Annotated in this window: 11 protein-coding genes; 9 read left to right on the plus strand and 2 right to left on the minus strand. The window is 67.9% G+C overall.

Annotation, left to right across the window (positions count from 1 at the left end; genetic code table 11):
* The first annotated feature begins 165 nt into the window (after window positions 1–165).
* The 3 genes from DOM41_RS05770 to DOM41_RS05780 are packed head-to-tail and all read left to right on the plus strand — an operon-like array spanning window position 166 to window position 4,165.
* Entirely contained in the window at window positions 166–876 is a 711-nt protein-coding gene (locus DOM41_RS05770; protein ID WP_110685894.1) for a (2Fe-2S)-binding protein, read from the plus strand.
* Window positions 873–1,907 (plus strand): FAD binding domain-containing protein, encoded by a 1,035-nt coding sequence (locus DOM41_RS05775; protein ID WP_110685895.1) that lies wholly within the window; start codon window positions 873–875, stop codon window positions 1,905–1,907. The genes DOM41_RS05770 and DOM41_RS05775 overlap by 4 nt, the downstream gene beginning before the upstream one ends.
* 23 nt (window positions 1,908–1,930) lie before the next feature.
* The gene (locus DOM41_RS05780) at window positions 1,931–4,165 is read left to right on the plus strand and encodes a xanthine dehydrogenase family protein molybdopterin-binding subunit (RefSeq protein WP_110685896.1); all 2,235 of its coding nucleotides are present in this window, start codon (window positions 1,931–1,933) and stop codon (window positions 4,163–4,165) included.
* 214 nt (window positions 4,166–4,379) lie between these two features.
* Here DOM41_RS05780 and DOM41_RS05785 read toward each other — a convergent pair whose 3' ends face one another.
* Window positions 4,380–4,916, minus strand: coding sequence for a DUF302 domain-containing protein (locus DOM41_RS05785; RefSeq protein ID WP_110685897.1), 537 nt, complete (start codon window positions 4,914–4,916; stop codon window positions 4,380–4,382).
* Between the two features lie 521 nt (window positions 4,917–5,437).
* Here DOM41_RS05785 and DOM41_RS05795 point away from each other — a divergent pair.
* The 3 genes from DOM41_RS05795 to DOM41_RS05805 are packed head-to-tail and all read left to right on the plus strand — an operon-like array spanning window position 5,438 to window position 9,206.
* Window positions 5,438–5,983 (plus strand): (2Fe-2S)-binding protein, encoded by a 546-nt coding sequence (locus DOM41_RS05795; RefSeq protein WP_110685899.1) that lies wholly within the window; start codon window positions 5,438–5,440, stop codon window positions 5,981–5,983.
* On the plus strand, window positions 5,980–6,990 hold the full coding sequence (locus DOM41_RS05800; protein WP_110685900.1) for an FAD binding domain-containing protein: 1,011 nt from the start codon (window positions 5,980–5,982) through the stop codon (window positions 6,988–6,990). Before DOM41_RS05795 ends, DOM41_RS05800 begins: the two co-directional genes overlap by 4 nt.
* A complete protein-coding gene (locus DOM41_RS05805) occupies window positions 6,987–9,206 on the plus strand; it encodes a xanthine dehydrogenase family protein molybdopterin-binding subunit (protein WP_110685901.1) in 2,220 nt (739 codons plus the stop codon). Before DOM41_RS05800 ends, DOM41_RS05805 begins: the two co-directional genes overlap by 4 nt.
* 88 nt (window positions 9,207–9,294) lie before the next feature.
* Here DOM41_RS05805 and DOM41_RS05810 read toward each other — a convergent pair whose 3' ends face one another.
* A complete protein-coding gene (locus DOM41_RS05810) occupies window positions 9,295–9,954 on the minus strand; it encodes a TetR/AcrR family transcriptional regulator (protein ID WP_188112366.1) in 660 nt (219 codons plus the stop codon).
* Window positions 9,955–10,084: 130 nt separating this feature from the next.
* Here DOM41_RS05810 and DOM41_RS05815 point away from each other — a divergent pair, with 130 nt between their 5' ends.
* The 3 genes from DOM41_RS05815 to DOM41_RS05825 all read left to right on the plus strand — a co-directional run bounded on the left by DOM41_RS05815 (window position 10,085) and on the right by DOM41_RS05825 (window position 13,343).
* Window positions 10,085–11,230, plus strand: a complete 1,146-nt coding sequence (locus DOM41_RS05815) for an HlyD family secretion protein (RefSeq protein ID WP_110685903.1) — start codon at window positions 10,085–10,087, stop codon at window positions 11,228–11,230.
* Window positions 11,227–12,777, plus strand: a complete 1,551-nt coding sequence (locus tag DOM41_RS05820; protein WP_110685904.1) for a DHA2 family efflux MFS transporter permease subunit — start codon at window positions 11,227–11,229, stop codon at window positions 12,775–12,777. Before DOM41_RS05815 ends, DOM41_RS05820 begins: the two co-directional genes overlap by 4 nt.
* A 146-nt stretch (window positions 12,778–12,923) precedes the next feature.
* On the plus strand, window positions 12,924–13,343 hold the full coding sequence (locus DOM41_RS05825; RefSeq protein ID WP_110685905.1) for a hypothetical protein: 420 nt from the start codon (window positions 12,924–12,926) through the stop codon (window positions 13,341–13,343).
* Window positions 13,344–13,345 lie beyond the last annotated feature (2 nt).

The following is a 13,345-nucleotide window of genomic DNA, read 5'->3' on the forward strand; positions in this document are numbered from 1 at the left end:
CACATTGCGACGGCCTACCGATATAGCCACGGCTTCACGGCCCGAGGGCTTCACGGCCCGATCCGGCCCTCACAGCCCGGCCGTGTCCGCCTTTGCCGCCCCCGCGGGGCGGCACGACGACAATAACGATGCGACTCGTGACGACGCCTCGAAGAGGACGATGACATGGATGACAACGAACGCTCGACGACGGGCGTGGGGACTTTCGATCCCACGCACCCGGACGCTTCGACTTCTCCCGGTACGGCGCCACGCTCCCCCGGGCGCCGCCGCTTTCTGCAGGCCGCCGGTGTCTCCGGGCTCGCCGTCGCGGCGGCCCCGGCGCTCTCCGGCGTCAGCTACGCCGGCTCCCCGGATCAGCCGGAGACTCAGCCCGAGACGCCACCCGCGGAAGGGCAGCGGCGTATCACGCTCACCGTCAACGGCCAGCGCCAGCAGCTCGACGTCACGCCCAATGTGATCCTGCTCGATGCGCTGCGCCTGGGGCTGGCGCTCACCGGCACCAAGAAAGGCTGCGATCACGGCCAGTGCGGTGCCTGCACGATCCTCGTCAACGGCACGGCCATCAATTCCTGCCTGAGCCTGGCGATCACCCACGACGGTGACGAGATCACCACCGTCGAGGGGCTCGAGCAGAACGGGCGGCAGCACCCGATTCAGCAGGCCTTTCTCGCCCACGACGCCTACCAGTGCGGCTACTGCACGGCGGGGCAGATGATGAGTGCGGTGGCGATTCTGCAGGATGACGCGATCGGTACCAGTGACGCCGACGTCCGCGAGGCGATGAGCGGCAACATCTGCCGCTGCGGCGCCTACAAGAACATCGTCGCGGCGATTCAGTCCGCTCGCGGCGACCTGCAGGGGGGCCAGGCATGAGACATTTCGACTACGCCCGCGCCGACAGCGCAGAAGCCGCGGTTCAGGCTCACGGCAGCCGCGACGCGGCGAGCGGTGCCGGCTATCAGGCAGGCGGTGCCGCCTATCTGGCCGGCGGTACGACGCTGCTGGATCTGGTCAAGCTCGACGTCATGCAGCCGGACAAGGTCGTCGACATCAACGGCGTCGCTCTCGACGAGATCGAGCGCCTGGACGACGGCCGTCTGCGCATCGGCGCGATGGTCAGCAACACCGCGCTGGCGCGTGACCAGCGGGTGATCGCGGACTACGCGGTACTCTCCCAGGCGCTGCTGGCGGGGGCCTCGACCCAGCTTCGCAACAAGGCGACCACCGGCGGCAACGTCATGCAGCGGGTGCGCTGCCCCTATTTCCGCGACGGTGTCTCCGACTGCAACAAGCGCGAGCCGGGCAGCGGCTGCGCGGCGATCGGCGGGGTCAACCGCAGCGTCCATGCAGTGCTCGGCACCAGCGAGAACTGCATCGCCACGCACCCCTCCGACATGTGTGTCGCGATGGCGGCGATCGGCGCCACCGTCGAGGTCGAAGGGCCTGAAGGCCAGCGCGAGATCGACTTTGCCGACTTCCACCTGCTGCCCGGGGAGACGCCGGCGCAGGAGCATGCGCTGAAGCCCGGCGAGCTGATCACCCATGTGGTGCTCGACGCGCCGATGGAAAACGCCCGCTCGAGCTACCTCAAGCTGCGCGACCGCCAGTCGTACCAGTTCGCGCTCGCGTCCAGCGCCGTGATCGTGACGCTCGACGGCAACACCATCCGCAAGGCGCGTGTGGCGCTGGGCGGGGTGGGCACCAAGCCGTGGCGCGCCCCCGAAGTGGAGGCCGCGCTCGAAGGCCAAGCGGCGAGCGAGGCGCTTTTCACCGCGGCCGCCAGACAGGCGTTCACCCACGCCACCGCCTACGCCCACAACGCCTACAAGATCCCCCTCGGCCAGCAGGCGATCGTGCGTAACCTCGTCGATCTGACCGAGTCGGTCGATCCGACTGCCGCCTGAACCGCCCGTGAGGAGAACAGAGCATGAGTGATGACAACAGCAGCGCCAGCGGCATGATCGGTGCCGGCGTCGCGCGCATCGACGGCCCGGACAAGCTCTCGGGCCGCGCCAACTACGCCGCCGACAATCTGCCGCCCAATCTGAGCCACGCCTACGGCGTCTTCAGCACCGTCGCCAGCGGACGGGTCTCGCGCCTGAGCGTCGAGGAGGCGCGCCAGATGCCCGGCGTCATCGACATCTTCCACCACGGTCATTTCCCGACGCTCTACCGCACGCCGTCGAGCTTCGTGCAGGGCAACAAGGTCGAGGAGACCCGGCTGCCGTTCGAGGATGAGCGCATCTACTACGAGGGGCAGTTCGTCGCGCTGGTGGTCGCGGACACCTTCGATAACGCCCGCGCCGCGGCGCGCCGTGTCACGGTCGACTACAGCGCGGACGACGCCATCGCCAATCTCGAGCAGGGCGTCGAGGCCCACGGCACCCGGAAGGGCAGCGGCAACCACGCCCGCGGCGACGCTGGCGCCCATTTCGACGGCGCGGCGCACACCCTCGATGTGACCTACCGCACGCCGGTGGAGACCCACAACCCGATGGAGATGCACGCCTCCACCGCCTGGTGGGACGACGATCATCTGACGATATTCGACGCCTCTCAGGGCGTGGTCGTGGCGCGCAATGCGCTCTCCAAGATCTTCGCCATGCCGCCGGAACGCATCACCGTGCACGCGCCGTACATCGGTTCCGGTTTCGGCAGCAAGCTCTGGACCTGGCCGCACGCCATTGCCACCGCCGCGGTGTCCAGAGAGCTCGGTCGTCCGGTGCAGCTGGTGGTGCCGCGGGCGCAAATGTTCACTACCACCGGCCACCGACCGGAGACCCGTCAGCGGCTGCGTCTGGCCACGGATGACAACGGCAAGCTGGTCTCGCTGCGCCACGAGTCGATCAATACCACCTCCTTCACCGATCAGTACGTCGAGACCTGCGGCAGCGTCACCAAGAGTCTCTACAGCTGTCCCCATCTGACGGTGAGCCACGAGACCACGCAGGTGAACCGCGGCACGCCGACCTCGATGCGGGCACCGGGCGCCGCCCCGGGGCTGTTCGCGCTGGAGTCCGCCATCGACGAGATGGCCGAGATCGCCGGCGTCGATCCCGTGCAGTTCCGGCTCGACAACTACGCCGAGCGCGACGAGAGCCAGGATCTCGAGTTCTCGAGCAATCACATCGTAGAGGCGACCCACCGCGCCGCCGAACGCTTCGGCTGGGCGGATCGCAATCCGGCAATCGGCAGCATGAAGGCGGGGCGCGAGATCGTCGGCTACGGCGTCGCCGCCTGTAACTGGGAGGCGCTCAAGCGTCCGTGCGACGCCCGCGTCTCGCTGCGCGCCGACGGCACCGCGTTCGCCTCCTGCGCGACCCAGGACATCGGCACCGGCACCTACACCATCGTCGCCCAGGTGATCAGCGATGCCACCGGCATTCCGCTGGACCGGATCACCGTCAAGCTCGGCGACTCCTCCTACCCCGACGGCCCCATCTCCGGCGGCTCCTGGGCGACCGCGACCACGCTGCCGGCCATCGCCGAGGCGACGCGCAATGCCCTCGACGAGCTCAAGCGCTACGCCACCGGCGACGGCGGCGCCTTTGCCGATAGCGAGGCCGACGCCCTGGAGGTCGCCGACGGCGGCCTACGCAGTGCCGACGGCACGCAGACGAGCTTCGGCGACATATTGAAGGCGGCGCGCTTCGGCAGCGCCGACGGCGAGGCGCATACCGACGCGGCGGATTCGAAGTACTCCTATCGCTCCTTCGGCGCGCATTTCGTCGAGATTCGCTGGGATCCGGGTATCTCGAAGCTGCGCGTGGCCCGCGTGGTCAGCGCCATCGACGTCGGCAAGGTGATCAACGAGACCACCGCGCGCAACCAGGTCGAAGGGGCAGTGGTGATGGGCATCGGCATGGGGCTGTTCGAGGCGACCGAGTATGACGAGCGCAACGCCCGTCCGGTCAACAACAACTACGCCGAGTACGTGGTGCCGGTGCATGCCGACCAGCCGGAGATCGACGTGATTCTGCTCGACTACCCGGACCTCGAGTTCAACGAATTCGGCGCCCGCGGTATCGGCGAGATCGGCACCACCGGACTGGCCGCCGCCGTCGCCAACGCGGTCTACCACGCCACCGGCAAGCGCATTCGCGAACTGCCGATCACCCTCGACAAGCTGATGGACGATGTCCCCCAAGCGCGGAGCGCGTGATCCGAAAGAGACGCGTAGCGCGTAATCCGGAAGAGACGCGGCGCGCGTAATCCGAAAGAGACGCCGAGCGGACCACCGGGGCGAGGCACGAACGGTGCGACTTGCCGGCCCGGTATGGCGCAACGCAGAACGACACGGCCCGCCAATTGGCGGGCCGTATTGATGATGGGGCTGGGCTGGCGCGTGGCGCAGGCCAGCCCCTGTCGCGGCCGGCTTACGGCGCCTTCACGGTCTCGACCAGCGCGTCGAGGCTCTGCTGCAGCGGTGCCACCGCGTCGCAGTCGGCGATGCCGTGACGCGCAGCGATCCACGCCGGGTCGTTGTAGCCCAGCCAGGTCTGACCGTCGTCGTCCTGCCACACCAGCGCTTTCATCGGCAGGTCGATACCGGCGGTCGCCGCGCACTGCATCATTGGCGTGCCGCCACGGGCGCTGCCGAACAGGATCACTTCATTGGGGAGTAGTGCCAGATCGCGGGAGATCGCTGCCTGCCGGTGGTCGATGCGAGCGAACACGGTCAGGCCACTTTGGCGCGCGGCCGTAACGAAACGCCCGGCCACCTCGTGGACGCGTCCGTCGACCGGCGTACGAATGAGGCCGGCAACGTCGTCGCCCCGACTCACGTCGCCCGCGGCATCGACGCTCGTCGTCGGTTCGGTCGTCTCGGTCGATTGGGCGTTGACGCCGCCGGCCACGCCGAGCGCTGTCAGACAGAGCGCCAGGGTCAGCCAGCGTTTCGGGGCAAAGGGCATATCGAACTCCTCGTGAAACGATTGGGTTGGCTTCCATACGGCGATGATCGTCGGCCGGATGCCGAGGACCGCCGGGCAGGAACGCCGAGCGGGGGAGAGCATGACCCCGGCCGGCGCCAAGATCAAAACGTGCGCGCCGCAAGGCGTGAATTTTGCCCAAATCGGCGAGCAGGGACGCCGCATTCTGACTATGCTTCGGGGGCAGCGACGGCGGCGGCCTGACACCGCCACCGGCCTCGCTGCCCGCCTCGATAAGGCGCCGGGGCGAACGACGCTCCACCCAGAGACAGCCAAGAAATGATCGCGCGACAGCCGATCGCAAGACAAACACCGTGACATTCCGATCCGCCGCCCTTTGCAGACGGTGGACAACGACCGAGCCGCCCGCGCCGAGCGCCATCGCCGCGCGGTGGACGTCGTCCGAACGATTCGAATTCCGGCATCTCAAGGAGGCACGACGCGTGCCGGCCGTCATGGCCACGAGTGCGCCGGAATTCAGAACGCCATGAGGAGCCGGCAAGATGGATGATTCCGTGCATTCCCGCACCCGCGCGCAGGTTGCCCCAGGCACCCAGACGCTCAATTTCACGCTCAACGGCGAACCGCGCACCCTCGAGGTCGCGCCCAATGCGGTGCTGCTCGATGTGCTGCGTGAGCAGCTCGGCCTCGGCGGCACCAAGAAGGGCTGCGACCACGGCCAGTGCGGCGCCTGCACCGTGCACGTCGAGGGCCAGGCGATGAACGCCTGTCTGCGCCTCGCCGTGATGTGCGAAGGCCAGCACGTGACCACGGTGGAAGGGCTCGCCCGCGACGGCGAACTGCATCCCGTGCAGCAGCACTTCCTCGAGTGCGACGCCTATCAGTGCGGCTACTGCACGCCGGGCCAGATGATGTCGGCCACCGCACTGCTCAACGATGAGCGCGTGGGCACCGACGACGCCTCGGTCAGAGAAGCCATGAGCGGCAATATCTGCCGCTGCGGGGCCTACAAGAACATCGTCGAAGCGATTCAGAAATCCCGCGAGTCGCTGAGCTACGACGCGACTCGCAAGGAGGGCGCCGCATGAGAACCTTCGCCTTTTCCCGTGCCGACAGCATCGACGCCGCCGCCACGCCGGCGGACGCCACCGCCTTCGTCGCCGGCGGCACCACGCTGCTCGACCTGATCAAGCTCGACGTGCTCCAGCCGGAGAGCGTGGTCGATATCAACGCGCTGCCGCTCAAGCGCGTGGAGCGTCTCGACGACGGCCGGCTCAAGATCGGCGCGCTGGTCACCAACACCGATCTCGCGCACCACCCAGAGGTCAAGGCGCACTATCCGGTGCTCTCGGAAGCGCTACTGGCGGGTGCCTCGACCCAGCTTCGCAACATGGCGACCACGGCCGGCAACGTGATGCAGCGCACGCGCTGCCCGTACTATCGCGACCCGGCGGCCAAGTGCAATCGCCGCGAGCCGGGTAGCGGCTGCGATGCCATGGACGGCATCAACCGCATGAACGCGGTGCTCGGCGGCAGCGACGCCTGCATCGCGGTGCATCCGTCGGACATGTGCGTCGGCATCGCCGCCATCGGTGCGACGCTGACGCTCCAAGGGCCCAACGGGGAGCGCGAGGTCGACTTCGCCGACTTCCATCGCCTGCCGGGTGACACGCCGCATGTCGAGCACGACCTGCAGGAAGGCGAGCTGATCACGGCGCTGACGCTGGATGCGCCGCTGCCGGGTGCTGGCTCGCACTATCTGAAGCTGCGCGACCGCGCCTCCTACGAGTTCGCGCTCGCCTCCTGCGCCGCCGAGATCACCCTCGACGGCGAGACGATTCGTGACGCGCGCATCGCCCTCGGCGGCGTTGCCACCAAACCGTGGCGCTGCACCGAGGCCGAAGCCGCCCTCGTCGGCCAGCCCGCCGAGAAGGCGAGCTTCGAGCGCGCCGCGGAGATCGCGCTGAAAGACGCCGTGCCCCGCGAGCACAACGCCTACAAGATTCCCCTGGCGCGACAGGCGATCGTGCGGGCGCTGCGCAACGCCGCGCAGGACAGGACGTCACAGCGCGAGACACAGGAGACCCAGGCATGAACGATATGACGCAACCGAAGGTCGTCGGCCAGCGCACGCCGCGCATCGACGGCGAGTTCAAGCTCACCGGTCGCGCCGGCTACACCGGCGAACTCCACGTCGACGGCATGCTCTACGGCTACCCCGTGCCGTCGACCATCGCCAACGGCAAGCTCGAGTCACTGGAACTGGACGAGGCGCGTGCGATGCCAGGCGTGGTGGATATCTTCCATCACGGCCACTTCGAGACGCTGCACCGTTCGCCCAACTCGATGGCCCACGGCGACATGGTCAACGAGGTGCGCCTGCCGTTCGAGGACGAGCGCATCTACTACCACGGCCAGTACGTGGCACTGGTCGTCGCCGAGACCTTCGAGCAGGCGCGTGCCGCCGCCCAGCGCGTGGTCGCGCGCTACACCAGAATGTCCGGCGCGGCCCCCGGGCTTCTGCAGACCGACGCCGAGGGCGAACTGCAGGAGAGCGCCGGCACGTCGCGCGGGGACCCGCAAGCCGCCTTCGGTGGCGCCGAGGTGAAGGTTGACTCCACCTACCAGATCGCCGCCGAGAGCCATCTGCAGATGGAGATGCACGCCACGCTCGCCGAGTGGCACGACGACGGCCAGCGCCTCGTCGTCCACGAGTCGACCCAGGGCGTGTTCTTCCAGCGCAACGCCATGGCGCGGGTCTTCGGGCTCGCCCAGGAGAATCTGGAAGTCATCTCGCACTACATCGGTTCCGGCTTCGGCAACAAGCTCTTCATGTGGCCGCACGCCGTCGCCACCACCGTGGCCGCGCGCATGACCGGCCGCCCGGTGAAGGTGGTGCTGCCGCGCCAGCAGGACATGAGCAGTGGCGGCAATCGGCCCGCCTCGCGTCAGCGCATCCGGCTGGGTGCCGACCGCAGCGGCAAGCTCACCTCGGTGATCCACGACAGCACCACCGAGACGTCGCTGGTACACCAGTACGTCGACGGCTGCGGCAGCGCCACCCCCAGCTTTTACGCCTGCGACAACGTCTCGACCAGCCAGCGCGTGCTCGAGGTGAACCACGGCACGCCCTGCCCGATGCGGGCCCCGGGCGAAGTCTCCGGCATCTTTGCGCTGGAGACGGCGATGGACGAGCTGGCGGTCGAACTCGACATGGACCCGGTCGAACTGCGGCGGAAGAACAACGCAGAGCTTGACCCGGCGAGCGGGCTGCCGTGGTCGAGCAAGCACCTGGATGAGTGCCTCACCAGCGCCGCCGAGCGCTTCGGCTGGGCGCAGCGCAATCCCGCCGTCGGCTCGATGCGCGACGGTGACGAGATCATCGGTTACGGCATGGCCGCGTGCACCTGGTCCGCCGGACGCCAGCCGTGTGAAGCGCGGGTCGAGCTGCGCGCCGATGGCACGCTCTTCGCCGCCTGCGGTACGCAGGACATCGGCACCGGTACCTATACCATCGTGGCCCAGGCCGTCGCCGAGCTGACCGGCGCCGAGCTGTCGCGCATCGAGGTCAAGCTGGGCGAGACCAGCCTGCCCGCCGGTCCGCTCTCCGGCGGCTCCATGGCCACCGCCACGGTGCTGCCGGCGGTGGCCGCTGCGGTGCGTGACGCGCTGGACGCGATCAAGGAAGCGGCGATCGGCAGCGGCGGGGCGTTCGAAGGCAGCGACGCCGACTCGCTCTTTGCCGACGCGGGCTGTCTCACCGACGGCAACCGCCGCGTGAGCTTCGAAGAGGTGCTCGAGACCAGCAAGCTCTCGAGCGTCAACGGTCACGGCAGCGCAGCCCCCGGCAACGAGCAGAACGAGTACGCCTTTCGCTCCTTTGGCGCCCACTTCGTCGAGGTCCGCATCGATCCGGACATCTCGCGGGTTCGCGTGGCGCGGGTCGTCTCCTCGATCGATATCGGCCGGGCGATCAACCCGCCGACGGCGCGCAACCAGGTCGAGGGCGGCATCGTCATGGGCGTCGGCATGGGGCTGCTCGAGAAGCTCGACTACGACCCGCGTGACGCGCGGCTGATCAACGCGAACGTGGCCGACTACATCGTCCCGACGCACGCCGATGCGCCGGAGATCGACGTCGAGCTGCTCGACTATCCGGACTTCAAGCACAACGAGTTCGGCGGTCGTGGCGTCGGTGAGATCGGTCTGACCGGCGTCGCGCCGGCGATCGCCAACGCGATCTACCATGCCACCGGCAAGCGCTACCGGGACCTGCCGATCACCATCGAGGATCTGCTGGCGGCCGACTGACCGCCGTCGCCGGATCGCTTTTGATCGACCAACGAAAAACCGCCGCACCTTTCGGGTGCGGCGGTTTTTTTCAGTCGCTATGGCGGTGTCAGTCGGGCGCGTCGCGCAGCCCGCCCAGAAAGAGCGTGGCGCAGCGCGTCACCCGGGCGTCGATGGCCTCGGCGCTCGGCGGGGCTTCGAGCTGAAGCAGCTGAATCAGATGCCACTCCCCGAGCACCATGCCCAGATACATGCCGGCGAGGGCGGCAGTGTCGACGGGCGGAAGGGAGCGGTCGGCGACGCGGCGGTCAAGGTACTCCTTGACGACCTGACGCATGCGGCCGGGCCCGGCGTCGAAGAAGCGTCGGGCAAGCTCCGGCTGTCGCGGGCTCTCGGCGACCACTTCGCGGTAGATGCCGAGCGCCTCGTCATCCATCGCCTTGTGCAGCAGCCCGCTGCCGAAGCGGGTCAGCGCCGCTTCGACGGGCAGCGAGTCGATATCGTCGGCGGTCAGCGCGGTGTAGATGTCGTGGGAGCGATGCTCGACCATCGCCTGAAACAGCCCCTCCTTGTTGCCGAAATGGCGATAGAGCGTGGAGAGCGAGCCGCCCGCCTCGGCGACGATGTCGTTGACGCTCACCTGGCTGAACCCCCGCTCCAGAAACAGGCGCTGCGCTGCCTCGAGCAGGGCATCATGCCGCTTGCGCCCGCGCTGGGTCGTGGGGGAGAGCGGCGGGGTGAACGAGCGCGGAAGGGGGCTGTCTGACATGGCAGTTCCGAGGAGCAGGGGGCGGATCGTTGTATGCCAGGGTATGGACGCGCTGACACGCGGTAACGGTGGCGTTTTCAAAAAGAAAGCGTAGCATACACTACACCTAGAATCGGTCGTGGTTTCCTGCATGAAGATCAAGAAAAAGCTCTATACCTCGCTGGCGGTCGTCGTACTGCTGATCGTCGCGCTGGTGTTCGCCTGGCGCTGGTGGCAGACCGGGCGGTTTTACGTCGAGACCGACAACGCCTATGTCCAGACGGACAGCGTGGCCATTCGCTCGGAGCTATCGGCGCGGGTGCTGACGGTCGCCGTCGACGACAACCAGCGGGTCGCGGCGGGAGACGTTCTGGTCCAGCTCGACGACCGCGACACCCGCAGCCGGCTGGCGCAGGCGCAGGCGCAGCTCGCGGTCAGTTCGGCCAACGTGACCCAGAGCGAGCGTCAGGTCGAACTCGACCGGGCGAGTATCGACGAGGCCTCGGCGCAGGTGACCGCCGCGGAGTCCGACGTCGCTCAGGCGCGCCAGCATCTGCAGCGCTCGCAGTCGCTGGCGGCCAACAGCTATGCCTCGCGTCAGCAGCTCGAGGACGACCAGGCCTCGCTGCGTGTCGCCCAGGCCACACTCGCCTCGCGCCGGGCCAGCGTCGAGTCCGCCAAGCGGCGTCTCTCCGCCGACCAGGCGGCGATCGACAGCGCCGAGGCGAACCGCGAGGCCGCCGAGTCGGACATCGACTACGCCGAGAGCCAGCTCGCCAAGACCCGCATCGTCGCCCGGCGCAGCGGCGTGATCGGCAATCTCAGCGTCGAGCCGGGCGATCTCGCCCAGCCCTCGCTGACGCTGATGCAGCTGGTGCCCGTGGACAGCGCCTACGTCGTCGCCAACTACAAGGAGACGGAGATCGAGCGCATGCGGGTGGGGCAGCCGGTGGCCGTGGCGGTGGACGCCTACCCGTCGGTGGCATTCAAGGGCCGCGTCGACAGTATCGCCCCGGCGACCGGCACCGAGTTCAGCCTGCTGCCGCAGGACAATGCCACCGGCAACTTCAACAAGATCGTCCAGCGCGTGCCGGTGAAGATTCGGGTCACCGGCCCCACCGACGAACTGTGGCGGCTGCAGGCCGGACTCTCGGTCGTGCCCTCGGTCGATACGCGTGAAGTCGACGGCCAGGCGATCTACTTCGACCCCGCGCCCGAGCTCGAGGATGCGCCGCCGGAACCGCGGCGACCGCGTGACAACAACGCCGCCACCGCCCCCGCCGAGCGCGATTCATGAGCGAAGTGGCGCCCCCGACCGGCGCCGGCCCGCAGGAGATGCCGTCGTGGCACTACCGCTTCGGCTTCATCGCGGCAGTCTTCGGCATGTTCATGGCGATTCTGGACATCCAGATCGTCGCCAGCTCGCTCAACGAGATCCAGGCGGGGGTCTCCGCCTCGCAGGATGAGATCTCCTGGATCCAGACCTCCTATCTGGTCGCGGAGATCATCATGATTCCGCTCTCCGGCGTGCTGATGCGCTGGCTCTCCACCCGGGTGGCGTTCGTCATCTCGTGCGCCGGGTTTACCCTTGCGAGTCTCGGCTGCGCGCTGGCCACGACCATCGATCAGCTCATCGTGCTGCGCGCCATCCAGGGCTTCATGGGCGGGGCGATGATCCCGATTACCCAGGCGATCAGCTTCTCGCTCTTTCCCCGCCGGGCAATGGGCACCGTGCAGGGCGTGATCGGCATGGTGGTGACGCTGGCGCCGTCGATCGGCCCCACCGTGGGCGGGTATCTCACCGAGGTCTTCAGCTGGCACTGGCTGTTTCTGGTCAACGTCATCCCCGGCATCATCGTCACGCTGATGGCGTGGCGCTTTCTGGATATCGACAAGGGCGATGCCAAGGTCGGCAAGTTCCTCGATTTCCGCGGCCTGATCCTCATCGCGCTGTTTCTCGGCAGCCTCGAGTTCGTGCTCGAGGAGGGGCCGGGCGACGACTGGTTCGCCAGCGACCTGATCATCGGCATGACCCTGCTCTGCGCGCTCTCCTGCGTCGGTTTCTTCTGGCGGGTCTTCACCTACGCCCACCCGATCGTCGATCTGCGCGCGTTTCGCAATCTCAACTTCTCGGTGGGCACCGGGCTGGTCTTCGTCGTGGGTATCGCGATGTACGGGCTGGTCTACCTGATGCCGCTGTTTCTCGGCGGGGTGCGCGGCTATTCGAGCCTGCAGATCGGCGAGGTGATGTTCGTCACCGGCGTGGCGATGTTCTTTACCGCGCCCATCGTCGGGCGCCTGACCAACTCGGTGGATCTGCGGGTGCTGCTCTTCATCGGGCTGGCGCTGGTGGGCATCGGTACCGCGATGAACGCGAACCTCACCAGCGAGTCCGGCTTCTGGCAGTTCTTCTGGCCGCAGATCGTGCGTGGCACGGGCATGATCATGTGCATCATCCCCGCTTCGCGCATCGCCATGGGCACCCTGCCGCCGCATGAACTCGGCAACGCCGCCGGGCTCTTCAGCGTGATGCGTAACCTCGGCGGGGCGGTGGGGCTGGCGATGCTCGACACCGTGCGCGACTGGCGCGCCGACTACCACTGGAACCAGCTGATTCCGGCGCTCGACACGTCCCGCCTCGTGGTGATCCAGGAGATCCAGCGCTACCAGGCGATGCTCGTCGGCCATGTCGCCGACCCCTATCACAGCGCCGTGGCGCTGCTCGGCCAGCGGGTCGGCGTGCAGGCGCAGGTGCTTGCCTACAACGACATCTTCCTGTGGCTCGGGGTGATCTACCTGCTCAGCGTGCCGTTGGTACTGTTGCTCAGAAAGATCGATCACTAGTCGCGCAGAGGCGGCCGCGGGCGGGCTCTTCTGCCCGTGCCCTGTCGCCACGGCGAGACCGTGCACCCGGCAGGGCGTCGATGGTTCAATAGCGCCATTCACGATGCGTCATCGACACCCTTGCCAAACCGCGACAGGAACCGCCCATGAACACCCCCGGCTCACCCAAACCCGGCAGCGACGAACCCGTACGCACCATGATGCGGCTCATCGGGGCCTTCGCGGCACCGGTGGTGATCTATGTGCTGGTCTGGGAGCTGTTCGCCGGGGCGGTGCTGCCCAACGTGGCGCCGGCGGGGCAGTGGTTCGCGATCAATCTCGCCAACGCGCTGATTCCCTGCCTCGGGGTGCTGGGCAGCGTCTTTCTCGCCGGGGTGAAGATCGGTCGCTACCTCGGCGGCGGCGTCATGATGCTGTTCTTTCTCTACTCCTATCTCGTCTCCGGCACCGCCTTCGGCTGGCTGCCCATCGCACTGACCCTCGGCGGTGTGGCGCTGGCATGGGCGCTTGCCCGCGTCACCCCGCGCCTCTCGCCCGACCTCGATGGTCTGATCGGTTCGGCGTGAGC

Source organism: Salinicola aestuarinus (assembly GCF_003206645.1).
Classification (GTDB): domain Bacteria; phylum Pseudomonadota; class Gammaproteobacteria; order Pseudomonadales; family Halomonadaceae; genus Salinicola; species Salinicola aestuarinus.

Coding starts and splice junctions, on each gene's coding strand:
- DOM41_RS05785 (WP_110685897.1), bottom strand. CDS start 4,916: ATGCCCTTTGCCCCGAAACGCTGGCTGACCCTGGCGCTCTGTCTGACA.
- DOM41_RS05800 (WP_110685900.1), top strand. CDS start 5,980: ATGAGAACCTTCGCCTTTTCCCGTGCCGACAGCATCGACGCCGCCGCC.
- DOM41_RS05815 (WP_110685903.1), top strand. CDS start 10,085: ATGAAGATCAAGAAAAAGCTCTATACCTCGCTGGCGGTCGTCGTACTG.
- DOM41_RS05805 (WP_110685901.1), top strand. CDS start 6,987: ATGAACGATATGACGCAACCGAAGGTCGTCGGCCAGCGCACGCCGCGC.
- DOM41_RS05820 (WP_110685904.1), top strand. CDS start 11,227: ATGAGCGAAGTGGCGCCCCCGACCGGCGCCGGCCCGCAGGAGATGCCG.
- DOM41_RS05775 (WP_110685895.1), top strand. CDS start 873: ATGAGACATTTCGACTACGCCCGCGCCGACAGCGCAGAAGCCGCGGTT.
- DOM41_RS05780 (WP_110685896.1), top strand. CDS start 1,931: ATGAGTGATGACAACAGCAGCGCCAGCGGCATGATCGGTGCCGGCGTC.
- DOM41_RS05825 (WP_110685905.1), top strand. CDS start 12,924: ATGAACACCCCCGGCTCACCCAAACCCGGCAGCGACGAACCCGTACGC.
- DOM41_RS05795 (WP_110685899.1), top strand. CDS start 5,438: ATGGATGATTCCGTGCATTCCCGCACCCGCGCGCAGGTTGCCCCAGGC.
- DOM41_RS05810 (WP_188112366.1), bottom strand. CDS start 9,954: ATGTCAGACAGCCCCCTTCCGCGCTCGTTCACCCCGCCGCTCTCCCCC.
- DOM41_RS05770 (WP_110685894.1), top strand. CDS start 166: ATGGATGACAACGAACGCTCGACGACGGGCGTGGGGACTTTCGATCCC.